This window comes from Dactylosporangium sp. CA-233914 (genome assembly GCF_050942935.1).
Taxonomy (GTDB): Bacteria; Actinomycetota; Actinomycetes; order Mycobacteriales; family Micromonosporaceae; genus Dactylosporangium.
In genome coordinates, this window is record NZ_CP192030.1 from 7,095,514 (window position 1) to 7,113,617 (window position 18,104).

Annotated in this window: 17 protein-coding genes; 4 read left to right on the forward strand and 13 right to left on the reverse strand. The window is 72.0% G+C overall.

Going from position 1 to position 18,104, the window contains the following annotated elements; translation table 11 throughout:
- Nucleotides 1-71: 71 nt before the first annotated feature.
- From ACQPY0_RS31855 to ACQPY0_RS31885, 7 genes are all read right to left on the reverse strand, one after another.
- Nucleotides 72-386: a Rieske (2Fe-2S) protein gene (locus ACQPY0_RS31855; protein ID WP_432968666.1), complete on the reverse strand. Its 315-nt coding sequence runs from the start codon at nucleotides 384-386 to the stop codon at nucleotides 72-74.
- A complete protein-coding gene (gene nirB, locus ACQPY0_RS31860; protein WP_432968669.1) occupies nucleotides 383-2,854 on the reverse strand; it encodes a nitrite reductase large subunit NirB in 2,472 nt (823 codons plus the stop codon). The genes ACQPY0_RS31855 and nirB overlap by 4 nt, the downstream gene beginning before the upstream one ends.
- Nucleotides 2,851-3,201 (reverse strand): molybdopterin oxidoreductase, encoded by a 351-nt coding sequence (locus ACQPY0_RS31865; RefSeq protein ID WP_432968672.1) that lies wholly within the window; start codon nucleotides 3,199-3,201, stop codon nucleotides 2,851-2,853. Before ACQPY0_RS31865 ends, nirB begins: the two co-directional genes overlap by 4 nt.
- A 93-nt stretch (nucleotides 3,202-3,294) precedes the next feature.
- A complete protein-coding gene (locus tag ACQPY0_RS31870; protein ID WP_432968675.1) occupies nucleotides 3,295-5,226 on the reverse strand; it encodes a transketolase in 1,932 nt (643 codons plus the stop codon).
- Nucleotides 5,227-5,524: 298 nt separating this feature from the next.
- Nucleotides 5,525-6,280 carry an LLM class flavin-dependent oxidoreductase gene (locus ACQPY0_RS31875; protein WP_432968678.1) on the reverse strand — a complete coding sequence of 252 codons (756 nt, stop codon included), beginning with the start codon at nucleotides 6,278-6,280 and terminating at the stop codon, nucleotides 5,525-5,527.
- Entirely contained in the window at nucleotides 6,277-6,441 is a 165-nt protein-coding gene (locus ACQPY0_RS31880; RefSeq protein ID WP_432968680.1) for a hypothetical protein, read from the reverse strand. Before ACQPY0_RS31880 ends, ACQPY0_RS31875 begins: the two co-directional genes overlap by 4 nt.
- 133 nt (nucleotides 6,442-6,574) lie before the next feature.
- Nucleotides 6,575-7,873 (reverse strand): serine hydrolase domain-containing protein, encoded by a 1,299-nt coding sequence (locus ACQPY0_RS31885; RefSeq protein WP_432968683.1) that lies wholly within the window; start codon nucleotides 7,871-7,873, stop codon nucleotides 6,575-6,577.
- 118 nt (nucleotides 7,874-7,991) lie between these two features.
- Between ACQPY0_RS31885 and ACQPY0_RS31890 the strand changes: the two genes are divergently transcribed.
- Complete coding sequence (locus ACQPY0_RS31890; protein WP_432968686.1) at nucleotides 7,992-8,729, forward strand: hypothetical protein; 738 nt, start codon at nucleotides 7,992-7,994, stop codon at nucleotides 8,727-8,729.
- 218 nt (nucleotides 8,730-8,947) lie between these two features.
- Here ACQPY0_RS31890 and ACQPY0_RS31895 read toward each other — a convergent pair whose 3' ends face one another.
- Nucleotides 8,948-9,481, reverse strand: coding sequence for a GNAT family N-acetyltransferase (locus ACQPY0_RS31895; RefSeq protein WP_432968689.1), 534 nt, complete (start codon nucleotides 9,479-9,481; stop codon nucleotides 8,948-8,950).
- Between the two features lie 664 nt (nucleotides 9,482-10,145).
- Here ACQPY0_RS31895 and ACQPY0_RS31900 point away from each other — a divergent pair.
- Nucleotides 10,146-10,325: a hypothetical protein gene (locus ACQPY0_RS31900; protein WP_432968692.1), complete on the forward strand. Its 180-nt coding sequence runs from the start codon at nucleotides 10,146-10,148 to the stop codon at nucleotides 10,323-10,325.
- Between the two features lie 157 nt (nucleotides 10,326-10,482).
- Here ACQPY0_RS31900 and trxA read toward each other — a convergent pair whose 3' ends face one another.
- Nucleotides 10,483-10,908 (reverse strand): thioredoxin, encoded by a 426-nt coding sequence (gene trxA / locus ACQPY0_RS31905; RefSeq protein WP_432968694.1) that lies wholly within the window; start codon nucleotides 10,906-10,908, stop codon nucleotides 10,483-10,485.
- A 94-nt stretch (nucleotides 10,909-11,002) separates the two neighbouring features.
- Here trxA and lexA point away from each other — a divergent pair, with 94 nt between their 5' ends.
- On the forward strand, nucleotides 11,003-11,620 hold the full coding sequence (gene lexA, locus ACQPY0_RS31910) for a transcriptional repressor LexA (RefSeq protein ID WP_432968697.1): 618 nt from the start codon (nucleotides 11,003-11,005) through the stop codon (nucleotides 11,618-11,620).
- Nucleotides 11,621-11,694: 74 nt separating this feature from the next.
- A complete protein-coding gene (locus tag ACQPY0_RS31915; RefSeq protein WP_432968699.1) occupies nucleotides 11,695-12,588 on the forward strand; it encodes an AMIN-like domain-containing (lipo)protein in 894 nt (297 codons plus the stop codon).
- A 36-nt stretch (nucleotides 12,589-12,624) separates the two neighbouring features.
- On the opposite strand, the gene ACQPY0_RS31920 is transcribed toward ACQPY0_RS31915, so the two are convergent.
- Genes ACQPY0_RS31920 through ACQPY0_RS31935 form a run of 4 tightly spaced genes read right to left on the reverse strand, consistent with a single transcriptional unit; the run spans nucleotide 12,625 to nucleotide 18,068 of the window.
- Entirely contained in the window at nucleotides 12,625-15,066 is a 2,442-nt protein-coding gene (locus ACQPY0_RS31920) for a beta-L-arabinofuranosidase domain-containing protein (RefSeq protein ID WP_432968702.1), read from the reverse strand.
- Between the two features lie 20 nt (nucleotides 15,067-15,086).
- Entirely contained in the window at nucleotides 15,087-15,866 is a 780-nt protein-coding gene (locus ACQPY0_RS31925; protein WP_432968705.1) for a carbohydrate ABC transporter permease, read from the reverse strand.
- A 1-nt stretch (nucleotide 15,867) separates the two neighbouring features.
- Nucleotides 15,868-16,794 carry a carbohydrate ABC transporter permease gene (locus tag ACQPY0_RS31930; protein ID WP_432968708.1) on the reverse strand — a complete coding sequence of 309 codons (927 nt, stop codon included), beginning with the start codon at nucleotides 16,792-16,794 and terminating at the stop codon, nucleotides 15,868-15,870.
- An 8-nt stretch (nucleotides 16,795-16,802) separates the two neighbouring features.
- Complete coding sequence (locus tag ACQPY0_RS31935) at nucleotides 16,803-18,068, reverse strand: ABC transporter substrate-binding protein (protein WP_432968711.1); 1,266 nt, start codon at nucleotides 18,066-18,068, stop codon at nucleotides 16,803-16,805.
- Nucleotides 18,069-18,104: the final 36 nt, after the last annotated feature.

Below are 18,104 nucleotides of genomic sequence, written 5' to 3' on the forward strand. Positions count from 1 at the left end.
CGGTACCAGGCCGGTTCGCGCCGACCGCCGCGCGACCGTGAGCCATGTCCCGAGGCGGCCCGGAGCCGGGATCACACCGGTGTGCCCACGATCACCTGACCGTTGTCGTCGACCGTCACCGGATAGACGGTCAGGCTCGGCTGGCCCGTCGTCGAGCGGCCCGTCGCCAGGTCGAAGGCGTGCTGGTGCAGCGGGCACACCACCTGGCGCAGGTCCGCCAGGCCGTCCGCGATCGGGCCGCCCGCGTGGGGGCACAGCGCGGAGACCGCGCGGAGGGAGCCGTCGCGCAGGCGGAACACGGCGATCATGTCGCCGTCGACGGCGTAGGCGCGGGCCTCCCCCACCGGGATTTCGCTCAGCGGGCCGAGGCGGGTCTGCACGATCATGGGCGCCTCGCGGGGACCTGGGGCAGCGGGATCAGGGGCAGGGCGGTGCGGAACTGGCCCGGGGTCGCCGCCTCGCGGCGTTCGAGCCACGGGTCGCGATACGCGGCCACGGACTCGGCGATGGCGGCGTCCAGACGCTCGGCCCACCCGAGAGCGTCCTCGACGACGACGGCGCGGATGTGCTCGATGCCCAGGCGCGGGACCCAGGCGTAGGTGCGCTCCAGCCAGTTCGCGCTCTCCCGGTAGTACTGCAGGAACCGCCCGGTCAGCGTGAGCACCTCCGCGGCGGTGGCGACGGTGGCGAGCAGGTCGCCCTTGCGCACGTGGGCCCCGGCCGCGCCGCCCACGTAGATCTCCCAGCGACCGCCCTCGATGGCGACGACCCCGAGGTCCTTCACGTACGCCTCGGCGCAGTTGCGCGGGCAGCCCGTCACCGCGAGCTTCATCTTGCCCGGGCCCTCGATGCCCTGGTACCGCTGCTCGATCGCGATCCCCAGCGCCGTGGAATCGGCGAGCCCGAAGCGGCAGAACTCGGCACCCACGCAGGTTTTCACGGTCCGGAAGGATTTGCCGTACGCCCACCCCGACGGCATCCCGAGGTCCTCCCAGATCGCCGGCAGGTCCTCCTTGCGCACGCCGAGCAGGTCGATGCGCTGCCCGCCGGTGAGCTTCACCATCGGCACCTCGTACTTCTCGGCGACCTCGGCGATGCGGCGCAGCTGCGCGGGTGTGGTGACGCCGCCCTTCATCTGCGGCACGACGGAGAACGTGCCGTCGCGCTGGATGTTGGCGTGCACGCGGTCGTTGATGAAGCGGGCGTCGCGCTCGTCGACGTACTGCTCGCTCCACATCATCCGCAGCAGCGAGGCGAGCCCCATCTTGCTCTTGGCGTCCTCGGCCCCGCCGGGTGCGAGCGCGGCGAACACCGCGGAGACCGACCGCAGCCCCTGCGCCCGGATCGCCGCCATCAGCGAAGCCTTGTCCAGCGGTACTCCCGGCACGTACCAGCTCGCCGACGGGTCCTCGGCCACCGCCCCACCCGCGGCCCACTCGACGATCTGCGCCACGAGCGACGTGCAGGAGCCGCAGCCCCTCCCGGCCCGGGTCCGCTCCATCGCGGCGGAGACCGTGCGGGCCCCGGCCTCGACCGCGTCGGCGAGCGCGCGCTTGGTGACGCCGTTGCAGTTGCAGACCTGCACGGTGTCGGCGAGCTCGGCGACCGCGGCCGCGTCGCCGGGCGCCCCGAGGTCGAACAGCAGCTCGGCGCGCTCCTGGGGCAGGGGCAGGCCCTCGTGGTACGCCTGCGTCAGGAAGGCGACCCGGCGCACGTCGCCGACCAGGGTCGCACCCACGAGGCGGCCGTCGCGGATCACGACGCTCTTGTAGACCCCGCGGCGCGGCTCGGCGAAGACCAGGGTCTCGTCGTCGTCGCGCTCGCCCTCGCGCAGCCCCATCGCGGCCACGTCGACGCCGGCGACCTTGAGCTTGGTGGCGGTGCGGGTGCCGTGGTACCGCGCGGCCGGGTTCGCCCCGGTGACGTGGTCGGCGAGCACGCGTGCCTGCTCCCACAGCGGGGCGACCAGCCCGTACGTCTCGCCGCGGTGCTGCACGCACTCCCCGACCGCGTAGATGTCCGGCTCGTCCAGCGCCCGCAGCTGGTCGTCGACGACGATCCCGCGCTCTACGACCAACCCGCTGGCGGCGGCGAGGCCGGCGTTGGGCCGGATGCCGGCCGCGACGACCACGACGTCGCACGGGATGTCCCGCCCGTCGCGCAGCCGCACGCCGGCCACCGCGTTGCGGCCCAGGATCTCGGTGGTACGCGCGTTCGTGACGACCTCGATGCCGAGCGCCTCGACGCTGCGGCGCAGGATCGCCCCGCCCTGGGCGTCGAGCTGGGCGTGCATGAGGTGCCCGCCGGAGTGCACGAGCGTCACGTGCGGCAGGTGCGCCTGCAGGCCGCGGGCCGCCTCGAGGCCGAGCAGCCCGCCGCCGATGACGACGGCCCGCTCGTGCTCGCGCGCGTAGCGGATCATCGCGCGGGTGTCCTCGAGGGTGCGGAAGGCGAAGACGCCCTGGTGATACCCGCGGTGGGCAGCGCGGATGCCGGGGATGTCGGGGACCCGCGCGCTGCTGCCGGTGGCGATGACGAGTTTGTCGTACGCCCGCTGCGTCCCGTCCTCGGCCAGCACCACCTTCGCGAAGCGGTCGATGCGGGTGACCCGGACGCCGGCGCGCAGCTCGATGCCGTTGCCGCGATACCAGTCCAGGTCGTTGAGGAAGATCCCGGCCTCGTCCTCGGCCCCGCTGAGCACGTTGGACAGCAGGATGCGGTTGTAGTTGCCGTAGGGCTCGTCGCCGAACACCGTGATGTCGAAGCGCTGCGCGCCTCCGCGCCGGAGAATCTCCTCGATGGTGCGCGCCCCGGCCATGCCGTTGCCGACGACCACCAGCCGCTGGCGGGTCATTCGATCTCCATCAGCCCGAAGTCGACGACGACGGTGGAGAAGACGCCGGCGGGGGCGGCCGCGTGCAGCTCGACGCCGGTGCCGGGCTCGAGGTCCTCGACGACGCGCAGGGCCACGTGGGTGTCGGACCTCGCGCCGATCGGGAAGTACCGCATCGCCTGCCCGTCGCGCATCAGCACCACGCACACGAGCTCCTCGGCGGCGTTGCCCCCGCGGAAGTACACCGGCTGGGTCGTGGCGCCGTCCGGCACGATGTAGGTCAGCGCCGCGTCGAGCAGGAACGGCGCGTCGAGACCCTTGCCCTCGAAGCTGTAGACACCTTGCAGGAAGCGTGGAGTGCTGCGCACGGCGGGAACCTTTCGTCAGGCGGCTCCTGCCATGCTCGCCACGCGGTGTTGCCGCCCCGTCGCCCGCTTGTTACCGGCCCCTGCCCGGTCCGCTCACAACGCCGATCCGGACCCGGAGAGGCCCACCAGGCGCCGGGCCGCCTCGGCGATGTGATCGGCGTCGATGCCGGCCCAGGCGAGCAGTTCGGCGCCGGTGCCGGACCCGGGCATGCCGCGCACGGCGAGGTGGGTGACGTGCAGGCGGGTGCGGCCGCCGGTGACGAGGCTGTCGATGACGGCGGAGCCGAGGCCGCCCTCGGGGTGGTGGTCCTCGGCGACGACGATGCGCCCGCCGGTGGCGGCCGCCGCGTCGGCGAGGGTGGCGGCGTCGATGGGTTTGACGGAGTAGGCGTCGATGACGCGGGCGGCGATACCCTCGGCGGCGAGGGTGTCGGCGGCGGCGAGGCAGGCGTGCAGGGTGACGCCGGCGCCGACGAGGGTGACCCGGTCGTGGTCGCCGGCCCGGAGGGTCTTGGAGCCGCCGACGGGGAAGGTTTCGCCGTCGGGGTACAGGACCGGGTAGCCGCCGCGGGTGGTGCGCAGGTAGCTGACGCCCGGGGTGGCGGCCATGGCCTCGGTGAGGGCGACGGTGCTGGTGGCGTCGGCGGGGTAGAGCACGGTGGAGCCGTGCACCGCGCGGAACATGGCGAGGTCCTCCAGGCCCATCTGGGACGGCCCGTCGGCGCCGATCTCGACCCCGGCGTGCGAGCCGACCAGGCGCAGGTCGACGCCGCTGATGGAGCCCATGCGGATGAAGTCGTAGGCGCGGGTCAGGAAGGCGGCGAAGGTCGAGGCGAAGGGCCGGTAGCCGCGCGCGGCCAGGCCGGTGGCGGCGGCGATCATCTGCTGTTCGGCGATGAACATCTCGAAGTACCGGTCGGGGTAGGCGTCGGCGAACTCGAACGCGTAGGTGGAGTTGCTGACCTCGCCGTCGAGGGCGACGACGCGCGGGTCGCGGGCGCCGAGCGCGACCAGGGCGTCGCCGTAGGCCTTGCGGGTGGCGACCTTCGCGCCGAGCTCGTACCGGACCGGAGCCGGCGCTTCGCGGGGCTGCGTGGTGCCCGGCCGGGTGGCGCCGGCCGACGGGACGCGGCCGTCGCCGGCCCGGGCGGCCTCGGGCCGCAGCCCGCGGACGGTGAGGTGGCGCTCGCCGCCGAGCTCGGCGACGGCGCGCTCGGCCAGGTCGGCGGGCAGGGGCTTGCCGTGCCAGCCGGGGCGGTCCTCGACCTCGGAGAAGCCCTTGCCCTTGACCGTCCGGGCGAGGATCACGGTCGGCCGGTCGTCGCCGTCCGCGGCGGCGGTGAACGCCGCGTCGATAGCGTTGAGGTCGTGGCCGTCGACGGTCATGACGCGAGCACCGAAGGCCTCGACGCGGGTGGCGTAGGCGTCGAGGTTCCAGCCCAGCTCGGTTTCGCCGCGCTGGCCGAGCCGGTTGACGTCCACGATGACGATCAGGTTGCCCAGCCGGTAGTACGACGCCTTGTCCAGGGCCTCCCAGATCGAGCCCTCCGACATCTCGCTGTCGCCGCAGAGCACCCAGACCCGGTACGGCTGCCGGTCGAGGTACTTGCCGGCCAGGGCGACGCCGACACCGTCGGGCAGGCCCTGGCCGAGGGAGCCGGTGGCCACGTCGACCCACGGCAGCACCGGGGTGGGGTGGCCCTGCAGGCGCTGCCCGAAGCGGCGGTAGCCGGTCATGAGCTCCCCGTCGGAGACGACGCCGGCGGCCTTGAACACCGCGTACAGCAGCGGCGAGGCGTGCCCCTTGGAGAAGACCAGGTGGTCGTTGCCCTCCGCGCCCGGGTTGTCCCAGTCGTAGCGCAGGTGCCGGGCCACGAGCACGGCGAGCAGGTCGGCGGCGGACATGCTGGACGTGGGGTGCCCGGAGCCGGCGCCGGTGGACGAGCGGATCGAGTCGACCCGCAGCTGGGCGGCGAGCTGCGCCACAGTGTCCAGGCCGGTCTCGTCAGAGGTGATCGTGGTCATGGCGCTTCCTTCGGGTACCGAATCGGACGGTGACGATCGCACAGCCCACTTACCCGCCCGGCCCGGCGGGTAACGGCCGGGACGGCGACCGCCGGTGGCCGCGCCGCTCCCCCGCCGGCCTCACCCCTCAGCCGTCCACCTGCGCCTTGTGGATCGCTCGCAGCCGGCCAGGCCGCCGCACGCACGGCCGCGACGGCGGTGCCCGATCAGCGCCCCGCTGGTCCCGGCGGTCCGGCGGCAATGCGGGCGCGGGCGGCAGCCAGGTCGCCGCACGCACAGCCGCGACGGCGGTGCCCGATCAGTGCCCCGCTGGTCCCGGCGGTCCGGCGGCGATGCGGGCGCGGGCGGCAGCCAGGTCGCCGCGCCACCAGCCCAGGGCCTCGATCCACCACGTCACGCCCGCGTCCGCGTAGGCGCGCAGGCGTTCCGCGTCCGCGGGGCCGTCCGTGAAGCCCTCCAGCGCCAGGTCCTTGCCCGGCACGAGGGCCGCCGCGCCGGAGACGTCCGCGACCGGGACCGGCACCGAACGCTGGTCGTCGAAGATCGGCATGGCACCGGCGAACCGGGACGCCCGGCGCAGGCCCACCGTCCGGGGCCAGCGGGCCGCGCACCAGATCGGCACCGGATCCTTGCCCCACTCGCGCCACAGGGACTGCAGGCGGGCCAGGCGCTCGTCCAGGGCTCGGCCGCGGGCGCGCAGGTCCGGGTCGAGACCGAAGGCGGTGTACTCCTCGTCGATCGAGCCGAGCGTGGCGACCAGCGTGAGCCGCCCGCCCGAGAGCTCGGCGAGCGCCGCGGTGTCCTGGGCGACCTCCTGCACCTGGCGGCGGGGCACCGTCACGGTCAGGATGATCCGGACCCGGCTCGTCGCGGCCGCGATCGCCGCGGCGGCCACCGTCGGGCTGGTGACCGGCCAGTCCGGCTCGTCGTACAGCAGATGGTCCCACAGGTGCACGCCGTCCCAGCCGTGCCGCTCCGCCGCCACGGCGAGATCGACCAGCGTCCGCGCGGAGCCGAACTGCCCGACCGTCGGCAGGCCGATCGCGTGCCTCACAGCGTCACGCCGGACAGCGCCGCGCCGGCGCGCAGCAGCCCGTCCTGGTAGCGCACGTCCCGCGCCGACGGGTTGGGCTTGAGGTCCTGGCGGCGCTTGAAGTAGCGGGCGGTCTCCAGCCCGATGCCGTCCGTCGAACCGGTGACCAGAATCCTCGCCATATTGCGACATCGTAGCCGGGGTTCGATACGGTCCAGCGCATGCGTGAACGTGCGGCGCGACCCCTCGAGCGGCTCGGGAGTTCTCCGCGGCACCGGCCGCCCCACTGTGGTTCCCGCTCGGGGTCAAGCACCGCTACAGCCGCTGACGGACCGCCCGGGTCGGCGGGTAGCCGGTCGGGCCGAAGGACACGTTGTCGTTCGTGGCGATGACGAGTTCGTCGCCGTCGAAGCGGCAGCGGTACGTCCGGATGAACGGTCCGTCCACATAGGCCATCCGCAGCGTGAAGGTGTCCCCGTCCCAGGCCCCGGTCGCGGCGGTGTCGCCGGTGACGGTCCACGTGCCGTCGGCGTAGGGATGCTCGTGGGTGCCGGTCTCGTCCTCGAGCACGACCCGGCCCGCAGCGAACGTGATGCTGCGGATCGTCGGCGGCCGCTCATGGCTGGGGCGCCAGTCCTCCGGCCGCGTCCGGCGTGGGGCGGCGACGGTGAAGGTGCCCTCCACCGTGGACGGTCCACCGTGGAGCGCGGGCAGCTCCAGCCGCGGCAATGGGCCGGGCTCGGTCTCGTCGTCGCGCAGGTGCTCCCAGACGAGGTCGAGGATCAGGTGCATCTCGGTGAAGCCGGCGGTGATGGCGAGGACCTCGCCACGGTCGGGCATCACCAGGCAGTACTGGCCGAACGCGCCGTCGCCGCGGAACGAGCCGTGCCGGCCGCGCCAGAACTGGAAGCCGTACCCCTCCCGCCAGTCGGGGTTCTCGCCGGCGTAGGCGTTCTCGACCTGCTTGCCCGTCGCCTGCTGCGCCCAGCCGGCGGGCAGGATGCCGCGCTCGTCGTGCAGGTACAGGTGGCCGAACCGGGCGATCTCGGGCGTCCGCGCGGTCATGCCCCAGCCTGCCACGTCCCGGCCCAGCGGGCACTGCTCCCACGTGACCGGCCCGAAGTCCAGCGGGTCGAACAGGCGCGGCCGCAGGTAGTCGACCAGGCGCTGCCCCGTGAGCTTCTGCACGATGGCGCCGATCGCGTAGGTGGCGCCGGTGTTGTACAGGAAGTGCGTCCCCGGCTCCTTGCGCACCGGCAGCGCCAGGAACGCCTCGAGCCAGTCGGTGTGCTGGGGCTGGGAGATGATCGGGATGGTGTCCTCGACGTGCCCGGTCGTCATGGTGAGCAGGTGCCGCACGAGCATGCGCGGGTCGCCCCGGCCGTCGCAGTGCTTGGCCACCGGGTCGTCGACGTCGAGCAGCCCCTCGGCGACCGCGAACCCGACGGCCGTGGACGTGAAGCTCTTGCTCAGCGAGAAGAGGCGGTGCGGGCGGTCCAGCGAATACGGGTGCCAGGCGCCCGCCGCGACGGTTTCGCCGCCGCGCAGCAGCACCATGCTGTGCAGCGCGTCGATCCGCCGCTGGGCCGCCTCGATGAAGGTCCGCACGCTCACGCTGTGAGCGTACTGCGTCGAAGATCGCTCAATCGTGGCACAAATCCGAAATTTCGGACACATTCGGTTCGCGATTCCCATAGCGTCGGCCGGGAGCCTTTCGAGAGGGGAACGTACGGTGAATCGCAGGAACGGGGCGGCTCTGCTGCTCGCCGGAACCCTGGCAGTGTCCTCACTGGCCGGCTGCTCCACGCGCGCCGACGCCGAGACCGGGCTGCGCCTGACCGGGGTGGCCCGCCTGGCCGCCGCCTCACAGTCGGCGGCGCCCGTCATCGTCGCGCCGACGTCCGCGGGCGTCTCCGACGACCTGCGCCAGGCGCTGCTCGGCGCCGGGGACGTGCCGGGCGGCTTCACCACCATCAACGTCGCCAGCAGCCACAACGGCAAGGTGAGCATCGGCGGCGGCAGCTTCCCCGGCTGCCCGGCGCTGGAGCCGATGACGACCGACGAGACGGTGTCGGCCGCGGTCACGTACGCGCGCGGCGCCATGGGCCCGTACCTCACCCACGCCGTCGTGCGCTTCCCGGCCGGCCAGGCCACCGAGGCCGTCCAGCAGCTGCGCGGTACCGTCGAGGGCTGCAAGTCCTTCGCCCAGCAGCTGGCCGGCGTGTCGGTGACGTTCACGCTGACCGCGACCCAGCCCCCGGCCGGCCTCGGCGAGGAGACCGTGGGCCTGCGCATGACCGGCGGCACCGACATCGGCATCGCGGTGACCGCCGACATCGTCGCGATCCGCCGCGGCGACTACGTGATCTGGCTCAACGACACGAACATCGGCACCGACTCGGCCGGCATCGCCCAGACCCTGGCCCCGGCCGCGGCCAAGCGCTGCGCCGCCACCCTCAAGGGCTGCTGAGCCGTCGAGGTGACCCGCAGCGTGAACGTGTCGGCCTGGTCGCCGCGCTGCGTGCAGTTCGGATTCGCGGCCTTGGTCCGGCTTCGCGACCAGCCCCGAGGTCCTCGCCACGATCCTGGAGCGACTGGGCCGGGCCCTATCGTGAACGGGTGGGAGCGCCCGCGACGGTGCCGGCCACGGACGCTCCCGCACGTGCCACTGTACGGTTACTTTGGCCGTCAGTTCACCGCCCGCCTCATCCACACGGAATTCTCGACCGCGAATCCGTGCCGCGCGTAGAAGCCCCGGACCCGCTCGTTGTGCGCCTCGGTCTCAAGGAAGATCATGAACGCCCCCGCCCGGCCGGCCGCGGCGATGACCTGCTGGAGCAGCAGTGAGCCGGCCCCGCGACCGCGCTCACGGACGTAGATCTCGTCGAGGAGCGCCTCCCGACCGCCGGACTCGAGACTCCAACCCCAGGTCAGGACCGCGTACCCGCACACGGCCACACCCACCGCCCCCCGCGCCGCGACCCCCACCCCGGCCTCGGCCCCGGACACGGCGGGTCCGGCCGCCGCGCCGACGTCCGCCACCCCGGGCACGCCGACCAGCCAGACCTGCCCGTGTACGTCGCCGGCCAGCAGCGGCGCGAGCGCGCGGGCGACGCGGGCTTCGTCGTACTCGTGACCGTCGACCGCGCAGAACTCGCGCACGAGGGGCAGGATCGCGGCGAGGTCGGACGGCCGAGCGCGGTACACCTGGAGGTCTTCCACGACCGCCAGGCTACGCATGGGAAACTTGGGCGTGCCCGCTCCGCTGGTCGTGGCCCTCCTCATCGCGCTCGCCTACTGCGGGCTGATCGCCGCCCACGCAACCACCATCCGTCGACGCCGAATCCGCGGCGCGTACGAGCCACGGGCCGGGCTGTGGCTGGCCCGCCAGTTCGGCCCCCTGCCCGAGCCCGGCGACCCCGATCCCCCACACCGCGAGCCCGGCCACCCCGCGCCCGGCGCCCCGGCCCCGCGACCGACACGCCGCCGCCACCCAACGCACAACCCGTCGCCCGCGCAGAGCCGATGGCCGGCCGGCAGCCCATGGCCGGCCGACGACCGATGGCAGGCGGACGGCCAAGGCTCGGGCTCAGGATCGATGCGCGGCCGAGCGGCGACGAACGGTCGAAGCCCAAGCCCACGCCCGCACCCACGCCCGGGCTCACGGCCGGCCGCCGGGCCGGACCCGCAGCCGAATCGCGAGCCGTGGGCGGTCGGCAGCCCGGGCGCGCAACCAACCAGCGACCCGCACGTACAACCCGGCGAACCGCACGTACAACCCGCCGGCCCGCACACACAACCCGCCGGCCCGCGCACGCCCACCAGCGGCCGGCGCGCACCGGCCGACGGTCCGGGTCCCTGGTCGGCACGCGACCAGCGCCGGCGCGTGAGGCGGTCCATGCGGGCGGAGCGGCCCGCGTGGGGTGACCGGCTCGGGCGGGCCGAGGTGCGGGCGGCCGCGCGGCTGCTGCGCGGGGACCTCGCCCCGGCGGCATACCGCGCCGCGATGGCCCGCATCGCACAGCTCGACGCGGATGCCGGCACCGCGTCCAGCGACAAGGACTGACGAGCCCAACAAACAAGCAACAAGGACTGACGAGCCGAACACACAAGAAGGAATCGGTCGCGCGCCCCGCGTCGATCTTTCCTGCCTGCTCAGCTTAACATCCGCCCAAAAATCTCCTTGTTGATCACGACGCTCCGCAATACTCCCTGACCCTGTGTCACGACAGGCTCTGTTCGACCCAGCTGCGCAGGGCCGCGGCCGAGGCGGCGCCCGCCTGGCGGGCCACCACGTGGCCGTCGCGGACGATCATCAGGGTTGGCACGGCGCGGACGTCGAAGCGGCGTTGGGTCGCCGGGGCCTCGTCGACGTTGACCTTGACGAGTTTGACGGTCCCGGCCAGCTCGCCGGCGACCTGCTCCAGGGCCGGGCTCACCATCCGGCACGGGCCGCACCACGGGGCCCACAGGTCGACCAGGACCGGGGTCGGCGAGCGCTCGGCCACCTCGGCGAAGGAGGCGTCGTCGGCGTCGGCGATCCACGGGACCGCCGCGTGGCACTTGCCGCACACCGGGCGGCCGGTGGCCGCCGCCGGGACCCGGTTGCGCTGGCCGCACTGGACGCAGGAGACGATCCGCGAACTCATGCCCGGTACGACAAACCGCCGGGCCGCCGCATTCCCTCCACAAGAATGACGGAAGGGAAGATTCGTACGCCTGATCGAAGATATCCGGTATCGTATGGCCATGACGAGCCCGCGACAGCAGAGCATCCTGGCGGTCATCCGCGAGTCCATCGACAAGCGGGGTTACCCGCCGACGGTGCGGGAGATCGGGGCCGCGATCGGGCTCGGGTCGCCGTCCTCGGTCGCCCATCATCTCAAGGCGATGGAGAAGCAGGGGCTGCTGCGCCGCGACGCGCACGGGCCGCGCGCCGTCGACATCCGCGGGCCCTATGACGGCGTGGCCGCGCGCGGTGCCGATCCCGGCGTGGCGGTGCCGCTCGTGGGCACCATCGCCGCCGGTGGGCCGATCCTGGCCGAGCAGATCCCCGACGACGAGCTGACGCTGCCCACGACGCTGGTCGGGCACGGCACGCTCTTCGCGCTCAATGTCAAGGGTGACTCGATGGTCGAGGCCGCGATCTGCGACGGCGACATCGTGGTGGTGCGCCAGCAGTCGGTGGCCGAGAACGGTGACATCGTCGCGGCGATGCTCGACGGCGAGGCGACCGTGAAGGCCTACTACGCCCGCGACGGGCACGTCGAGCTCGTCCCGCGCAACCCGGCGTATCAGGTGATTCCCGGCGATGACGCCACCATCCTCGGCAAGGTCGTGGCGGTTCTGCGAAGGATGTAAACCGGGCCGCGTGATCCCGCGTCTCCTGTGCGCCTCATCCCCGAGGCACTCCAGACACAGGAGGGAGCACAGCCATGCGCCGTAAATTGCTCGCCGCGGCGGTGTGTGCCGGGCTGGTGCTGGCGCTGCCGGCCACCGCCCGGGCCGCGGACGACCTGCCCGCCCCGACGGGCACCGCGCCGGTCGCCGGCGCCGCGCAGAGCACCGGTCGGCCGGTGCTGACGGGCGTGCGGGTCGGGCGCCACGACGCGTACGACCGGACCGTCTTCGACTTCAGCGGCGGCACGCCCGGCTACCGGGTGCAGTACGGCACCCTCGTCGAGCAGGGCCGCGGCGACACCGTGCCGGTCGCGGGCGCGGCGACCCTGGTCGTCGTGTTCACCGACACCGCCGCCCCGGCGGTCGACCTCGGCACCGTCTACAACCCCGGATTCCCGACGCTCAGGCAGATCAGATCCGGCGGCTACTTCGAGGGCGTGGCCGGCTTCGGCCTCGGCGTCGAGGACCGGGCCGGGTTCCGGGTGCTGGTGCTGCACGGCCCGGACCGTATCGCCGTCGACGTGGCGCACCAGCCGGCCCAGCCGTTCACGGCCGCGCCTGTGGTGCACGCCGGAGACGCGCCGGACGCCCTGGTGGAGCGGGTCCGTTCGGGCCGGCATCCGGGGTACGACCGCTTGGTCTTCGACATGATCGGCGACCGGCAGCCGACGCTCGACGTGCGCTACCAGAACCAGACCGCGACGATCCGGGTCACGTTCACGGGCTCGGGCTCGCCGACGCAGTCGCCGCACGCGTCGCACTCCGGACCGGCCACAGTGGACTTCGGCCTGCCCCAGCTGCAAGAGGTCCACTTCACGGTGGTCGGGGCCGGCATCATGTACGCCGACGTCACCACCGCGTCGCGCGACGGGTTCCGCCTGATGCTGCTGGACAACCCGACCCGGGTGGTCCTGGACGTGGCGCACTGAGCGGTTGGGCGGCCGCGAGGCCGCCCAACCTACCGGCTAATTACCGGCCGAGTAGAAGCCCGCGACCTCGGTGGCGGTGAGGGCGCGGCTGTAGAGCCGGACGCTGTCCAGGGCGCCGGTGAGGTACGGGTCGGCGTACTGGGAGCGGCCGAGCCAGTTCTGCGTGGTGTTGCCCAGGCTCGACGGGCTCAGCGTCATGGAGCTGTTGCGGGCGGCCTCGGCGCCGTTGACGTACAGGATGCCGAGGTTGCCGCTGCGGGTCACCGCGACGTGCGTCCACGCGCCGGTCGGCAGGGCGGACGGGGCGTCGATGCGCTGCTCGCCGCCGGCTCCGCCGGTGGTGATGGCGAAGCGCGCGGTACCGGTGCCGGAGCGCGGCGTCAGGAACATGTTGACGCCGGTGCCCGTGCCGAAGTCGAAGACCCGGGTCCAGGCGGTGGCACTGTCGATGCGGACCCACAGCGCGATGGAGAAGTTCGTCGCGCCGCCCAGGATCCCGGCCGGCAGCGACACGTATCCGTTGCTGCCGTTGAGGCTCACGGCGGAGCCGGTGCGGCCGGTGGTGTATCCGGCGTTGGACAGCGTCGCCGTCTTGCCGTTGCCGGTCGCGTCGGCGGCGCTGTTGTCGAACGGGTAGTGGGCGACGAACGCCGGCAGCGTCTGGCCGCCGGTGACGGACCAGTAGACGGAGTACCGCTGGCCGTGCACCTTGTAGAACGGCGCGAGGGTGACGCCGTTCGCGGTGTACTGCAGCGGCGTGCTCGTCGCCGTGAGCGAGGACGGGTTGAGGGTCGGCAGGGCGGTGAGGTTGCTGGTGCCGAAGAGTCCACCGAGGACGATCGGGCCGACCTTGACCGCCTGCACGGTGCTGTTGTCGTTGGTGGGTTCCCGGGTCAGGGCCATCGGCAGTGTCACGTCGACGACGTCGCCGGAGGCCCAGGTGCGGCTGATGGTCGCGTAGGCGCCCGGCGCCGGGGCGGCCTGCGCGGTGCCGTTGAGCGCCAGCTGGGCGCCGGTGGCCCAGGCCGGGATGCGGATCTTCATGGTGAAGGCGCCGGAGCCGGTGACGGTGAGCTTCGTGGCGCCGGCATCCGGGAACGTGGTGTCCTGGCGGACGGTGACGCCGCGGGCCGACCAGGTCAGCACCGACGGGATGAAGAGGTTGACGTAGAGGGTGCTGGCGCCGTCGTGGAAGTAGATGGAGTCGCCGTACTTGGTGTTGCTCTCCATCCCGGTGCCGTGGCAGCACACGAAGCTGTTGTAGTCGTTGCTGTACGTCTTGATCCCGCCCGCCCGCAGCGGCACGTAGTAGCACTGGAACCCGTGCGAGCTGCTGGGGTCCTGGGAGGCGAGCGTGTGGTTGTACAGCGCCTTCTCGTAGTAGTCCATGTAGTCGGCGCGGGCCGGGTTGGTCAGGAACAGCTGCCGGGTGAGCTTGAGCATGTTGTACGTGTTGCAGCACTCGGCGGTCGTGTCGGACAGTTCGCTGGCGATGCGGTCGGGGGCCTTGAAGTACTCGCCGTTGGAGTTGCCGCCGATCGCGTACGTGTGGTGCTTGGTGACGATGTCCCAGAAGTTCACGGCGATGTCGCGGTAGCGGGTGGTGCCGGTGGCGTGGTACTCGCGGATCGCCCCGATGACCTTCGGGATCTGGGTGTTGGCGTGGTAGTTGTTCAGCGCGTCGGTGTTGCCGGCCAGGGGGTCGAAGATCTCGGCGTGGTCGAACTGCTGCGCGGCGGCGAGGTGGTTGGCGTCGCCGGTGACCTGGTACAGGTTCGTGAGCACCTCGTTCATGCCACCGAACTCGGTGTCGAGCATGTTCTGGCGCTGGGTCTGGCTCAGGCGGTCGTTGCGGAACTTGACCCACGCGGCCATGCCGGTGAGCACGGTCAGCGCCTGCGCGTTGCCGGCCAGCAGGTGCATGTCGAGCAGGCCGGCCATGATCTTGTGCAGGGTGTAGTACGGCGCCCAGACGGACTGCCGCGCCTCGACCCGGTCGATGAAGCTCTCCGGGAACGCACTGAGGTACCCGGTGTTGTAGCCGGCGGTGGCGGCGCGCGACTGGCACTGGGCGAGGACGGTGACGAGCTGGTCGCCCTTGGTCTTGAAGGCGGTGTTGCCGGTGCTGGCGTAGGCCTGGGCGAGGGCGGTGAGCAGGTGGCCGGTGGAGTGGCCGCGCAGCTCGGTGGTGGGCGACTCCCAGCCGCCGCAGGCCGTGGCGGACGAGGACAGCCCGACGTTGAGCCGGAAGGTGTGCAGCATCCGGTCGTTGTCGAGGAACAGCAGGTACGACTGGGTCCGTCCGGTGTTGGCGGTGAACGGGCTGGTGAGCAGCTGGACGGCGGTGAGCGGGAACGCGTAGGCCGAGACTCCGGTGTCCGGCCGCGCGGCGGTGGCGGCCGCCGCGCGTTCGAAGGGGATGAGGGTGCCGGCGGTGACGCCGGCGGTTGCCGCTAGCAGCGTGCGGCGGGTGGGCATGGCTCCTCCAGGGGGTGGGATCAGCCGCGCAGCGCCCCCGACATGAACCCTCGGACGTAGCTGCGCTGCAGTACGAGGAACAGCACCAGACAGGGCACCGCCATGAACGTCACGCCGGCCTCCAACGCGGCGTAGTCGATGGCTCCGAAGGTGGCGGTGCGCATGTTCACCACAGCGAGCATCATGGTGAACTTGTCGGTCGAATTGAGCAGGATCAGCGGGGCGAAGAACTCGCTCCACGAGGTGAGGAACGCGAAGAGCCCCACGGTGATCAGGCCGGGCTTCACCGCGGGCAGCATGATGCGGGTCAGCGCCCGGAAGCTGCCGCACCCGTCCAGCAGCGCGGCCTCCTCCAGCTCCTTGGGCACGGCCTCGAAGGAGTTGCGCATCATGAACACCGAGAAGGGCAGCTGGAACATGATGAGCACCAGGCTGAGCCCGATGATCGAGTCCTGCAGGCCGATCCAGCCGAGCAGGACGTACAGCGCGATGAGGATGGTCGCGTAGGGCACCATGAGGATCGCCAGGGTGAGCAGGAACAGCGCGTCCTTGCCGGGGAAGCTGAACCGGCCGAACGCGTAGCCGCCGAGGCTGCTGACCAGCAGCGTGCCCGCGACGGTGAGGGCGCTGAGCGTGATCGAGTTGAACACGTGCTCGAAACGGATGCCGTTGTCGGCGGTGAACAGCCGCGAGTAGTTCTCCAGCCCGAAGCCGCTGGGCGTGCGCACCGAGGCGAACGCGGCCCACGCCAGCGGGAACAGGAACAGGATCGCGAGGGCGGCGCCGGTGATCCGTCGCATGTCAGCCCCTTCTGCGCAGCATGCCGAGCTGCACCACGTTGAACACGATGAGGACGAAGAGCAGCACGACCGAGATCGCCGCGGCCGAGCCGAGGTCGAGCTCGATGAACGCCTTGCGGTAGATGACCATCACCAGCGAGGTGGTGCTGTTGTCGGGCCCGCCGCGGGTGAGGATCCAGAACTGGTCGAAGGCGAGCAGGGAGCCGGTGACCATGAGGGTGAGCACGAGCGCGAGGGTGGAGCGCATCAGCGGTACGGTGATGCTGCGGAACGTCGCCCAGCGCGAGGCGCCGTCGAGGCGGGCGGCCTCGTACACCTCGACCGGGATCGACTGCAGCCCGGTGAGCAGGATGAGCATGTTGAACCCGGCGAAGCGCCACAGCACCAGCCCGACCGCCGAGCCCAGGGCGCTGTTCGGGCTGCCGCTGGTCCACGACACGTAGCCGTCCAGCAGGCCCACCGACTCGAGGATCCGGTTGACCGGGCCGATCTCGTCGCTGAGCATGCCCAGGAACAGCAGCGAGGCGCTGGCGAAGCCGACCGCGGCGGGGATGAAGTACGCGGTGCGCAGCAGGCCGATGCCGCGGCCGGGGTGCTGGACCAGCAGCGCCAGCCCGAAGGAGAGCGCGAAGAGCAGGACCGTGACCACGACCGTGTACTTGAGGGTGAACCAGGCCGCGGTGGCGAGCAGCTCGTCGTCGGCCATGCCGGCGTAGTTCTCCGGCGCGTTGAGCTCGGGCGCGCCCAGCAGCGGCCAGTGGTGCAGCGACATGTACGCGACCAGGCCGAGCGGGACGAGGAAGAACAGGCCGACCATGAAGGCGGTGGGTGCGGCGTACAGCGCGCCGGCCCACCGCCGGGCGAGTCGGCGGCGAGGCCGGGCGGCCGGCGGGGTGACCGCCGGCCGCTCGTCGACGAGCAGGGTCATCGCTTCTCTTACTTCTTCAGGGAGGCCGTGAGGGCGGTGGCGCCGTCGTCCAGGGACTTCTTGGCGTCGCCGAACAGCGCGCCGCGGAAGGCGGTCACCCACGGGCTCTGCGGGTCGTTGTAGGTGGCGTTGAAGTTCTTGGCGTAGGGCGTCTTGCCCTTGCCCATCAGGCTGTTGATCTTCACGACGCGGGGGTCGGCGGAGGAGTACTTGTTCTCCGCCAGGTCCGTGCGCACCGGCACGCCCTTGCCCTTGGCGATGACCTCGACCTGGGCCTCGTCGCCCAGCGTCCAGGCCAGGAAGTCCCACGCCTCGGTCGCGTGCTTGCTGGTGGCGCCGATGCCGATCGCGTCGCCGCCGACGAACGTCGACTCGCCGCCGGTCAGGCCGCTGATCGGGGCCACGCCGAGCTTGAAGGTGGCCTTCTCCTCGATCAGGCCGAGCCAGGCGGCCGGGCCGGGCGCGATGCCGATCTTGCCGTTCTGCAGCGCGCCGAGCCAGGTCGGGCCGGCCTCGTCCTTGGCCGCCGGAGCGGCCACGCCCTCCTCGTAGAGCTTGCGGTACAGCGCGAAGACGTCGGACATCTCCTTGCCGTTGATGGTGCTGGAGGTGCCGTCCTCGTTCATGACGTCGCCGCCGGCGGCCCAGACGGACGGCCAGAGGGTGAACACGTTGCAGCCGCCGCAGTTACCGCCGAAGTACGTTCCGTTGATGTCGCCGCCGAGCTTGTCCACGGCGCGGGCGTCGTCGGCGAACTCCTGCAGGGTCGTCGGCGGCTTCTCCGGGTCGAGGCCGGCCTTGGTGAAGAGGTCCTTGTTGTACAGCATCACCGACATGTCGATGGTGTGCGGCACCGCGTAGACCTTCTTGTTCCAGGTGCCGTTGCGCACGTGCGCCGGTGCGACCTTGTCCTTGATCGGCAGGGCGTTGAACTTGTCGGTGATGTCCACCCACAGGCCCTGGGAGGCGTACTGCGGCGCGAAGACGACGTCGGAGGCGAACAGGTCCGGCAGGGCCTTGGCGCCCGCGGCGGAGGCGAGCTTGGCCGGGTACTCCTCGTTCGGGTACGCGGTGACCTGGACCTGGTTCTTGTGGGTGGCGTTGTACGCGGCGGCGTACGCCTTGGACTGGGTCTCGGTGGCGGCGCGGGTCCACAGCGTGATGGTGGCGCCACTGTCTGCGTTGGCGGGGGTGTCGGCCTTGGTGTCCTCACCGCACGCGGCGGCGCCGAACACCAAGGATGCAGCGACGATGCTGCCCATCCAGCGTTTCACGATCATTCCTTCCCTAGGTGATCCATTGTTTGTGAG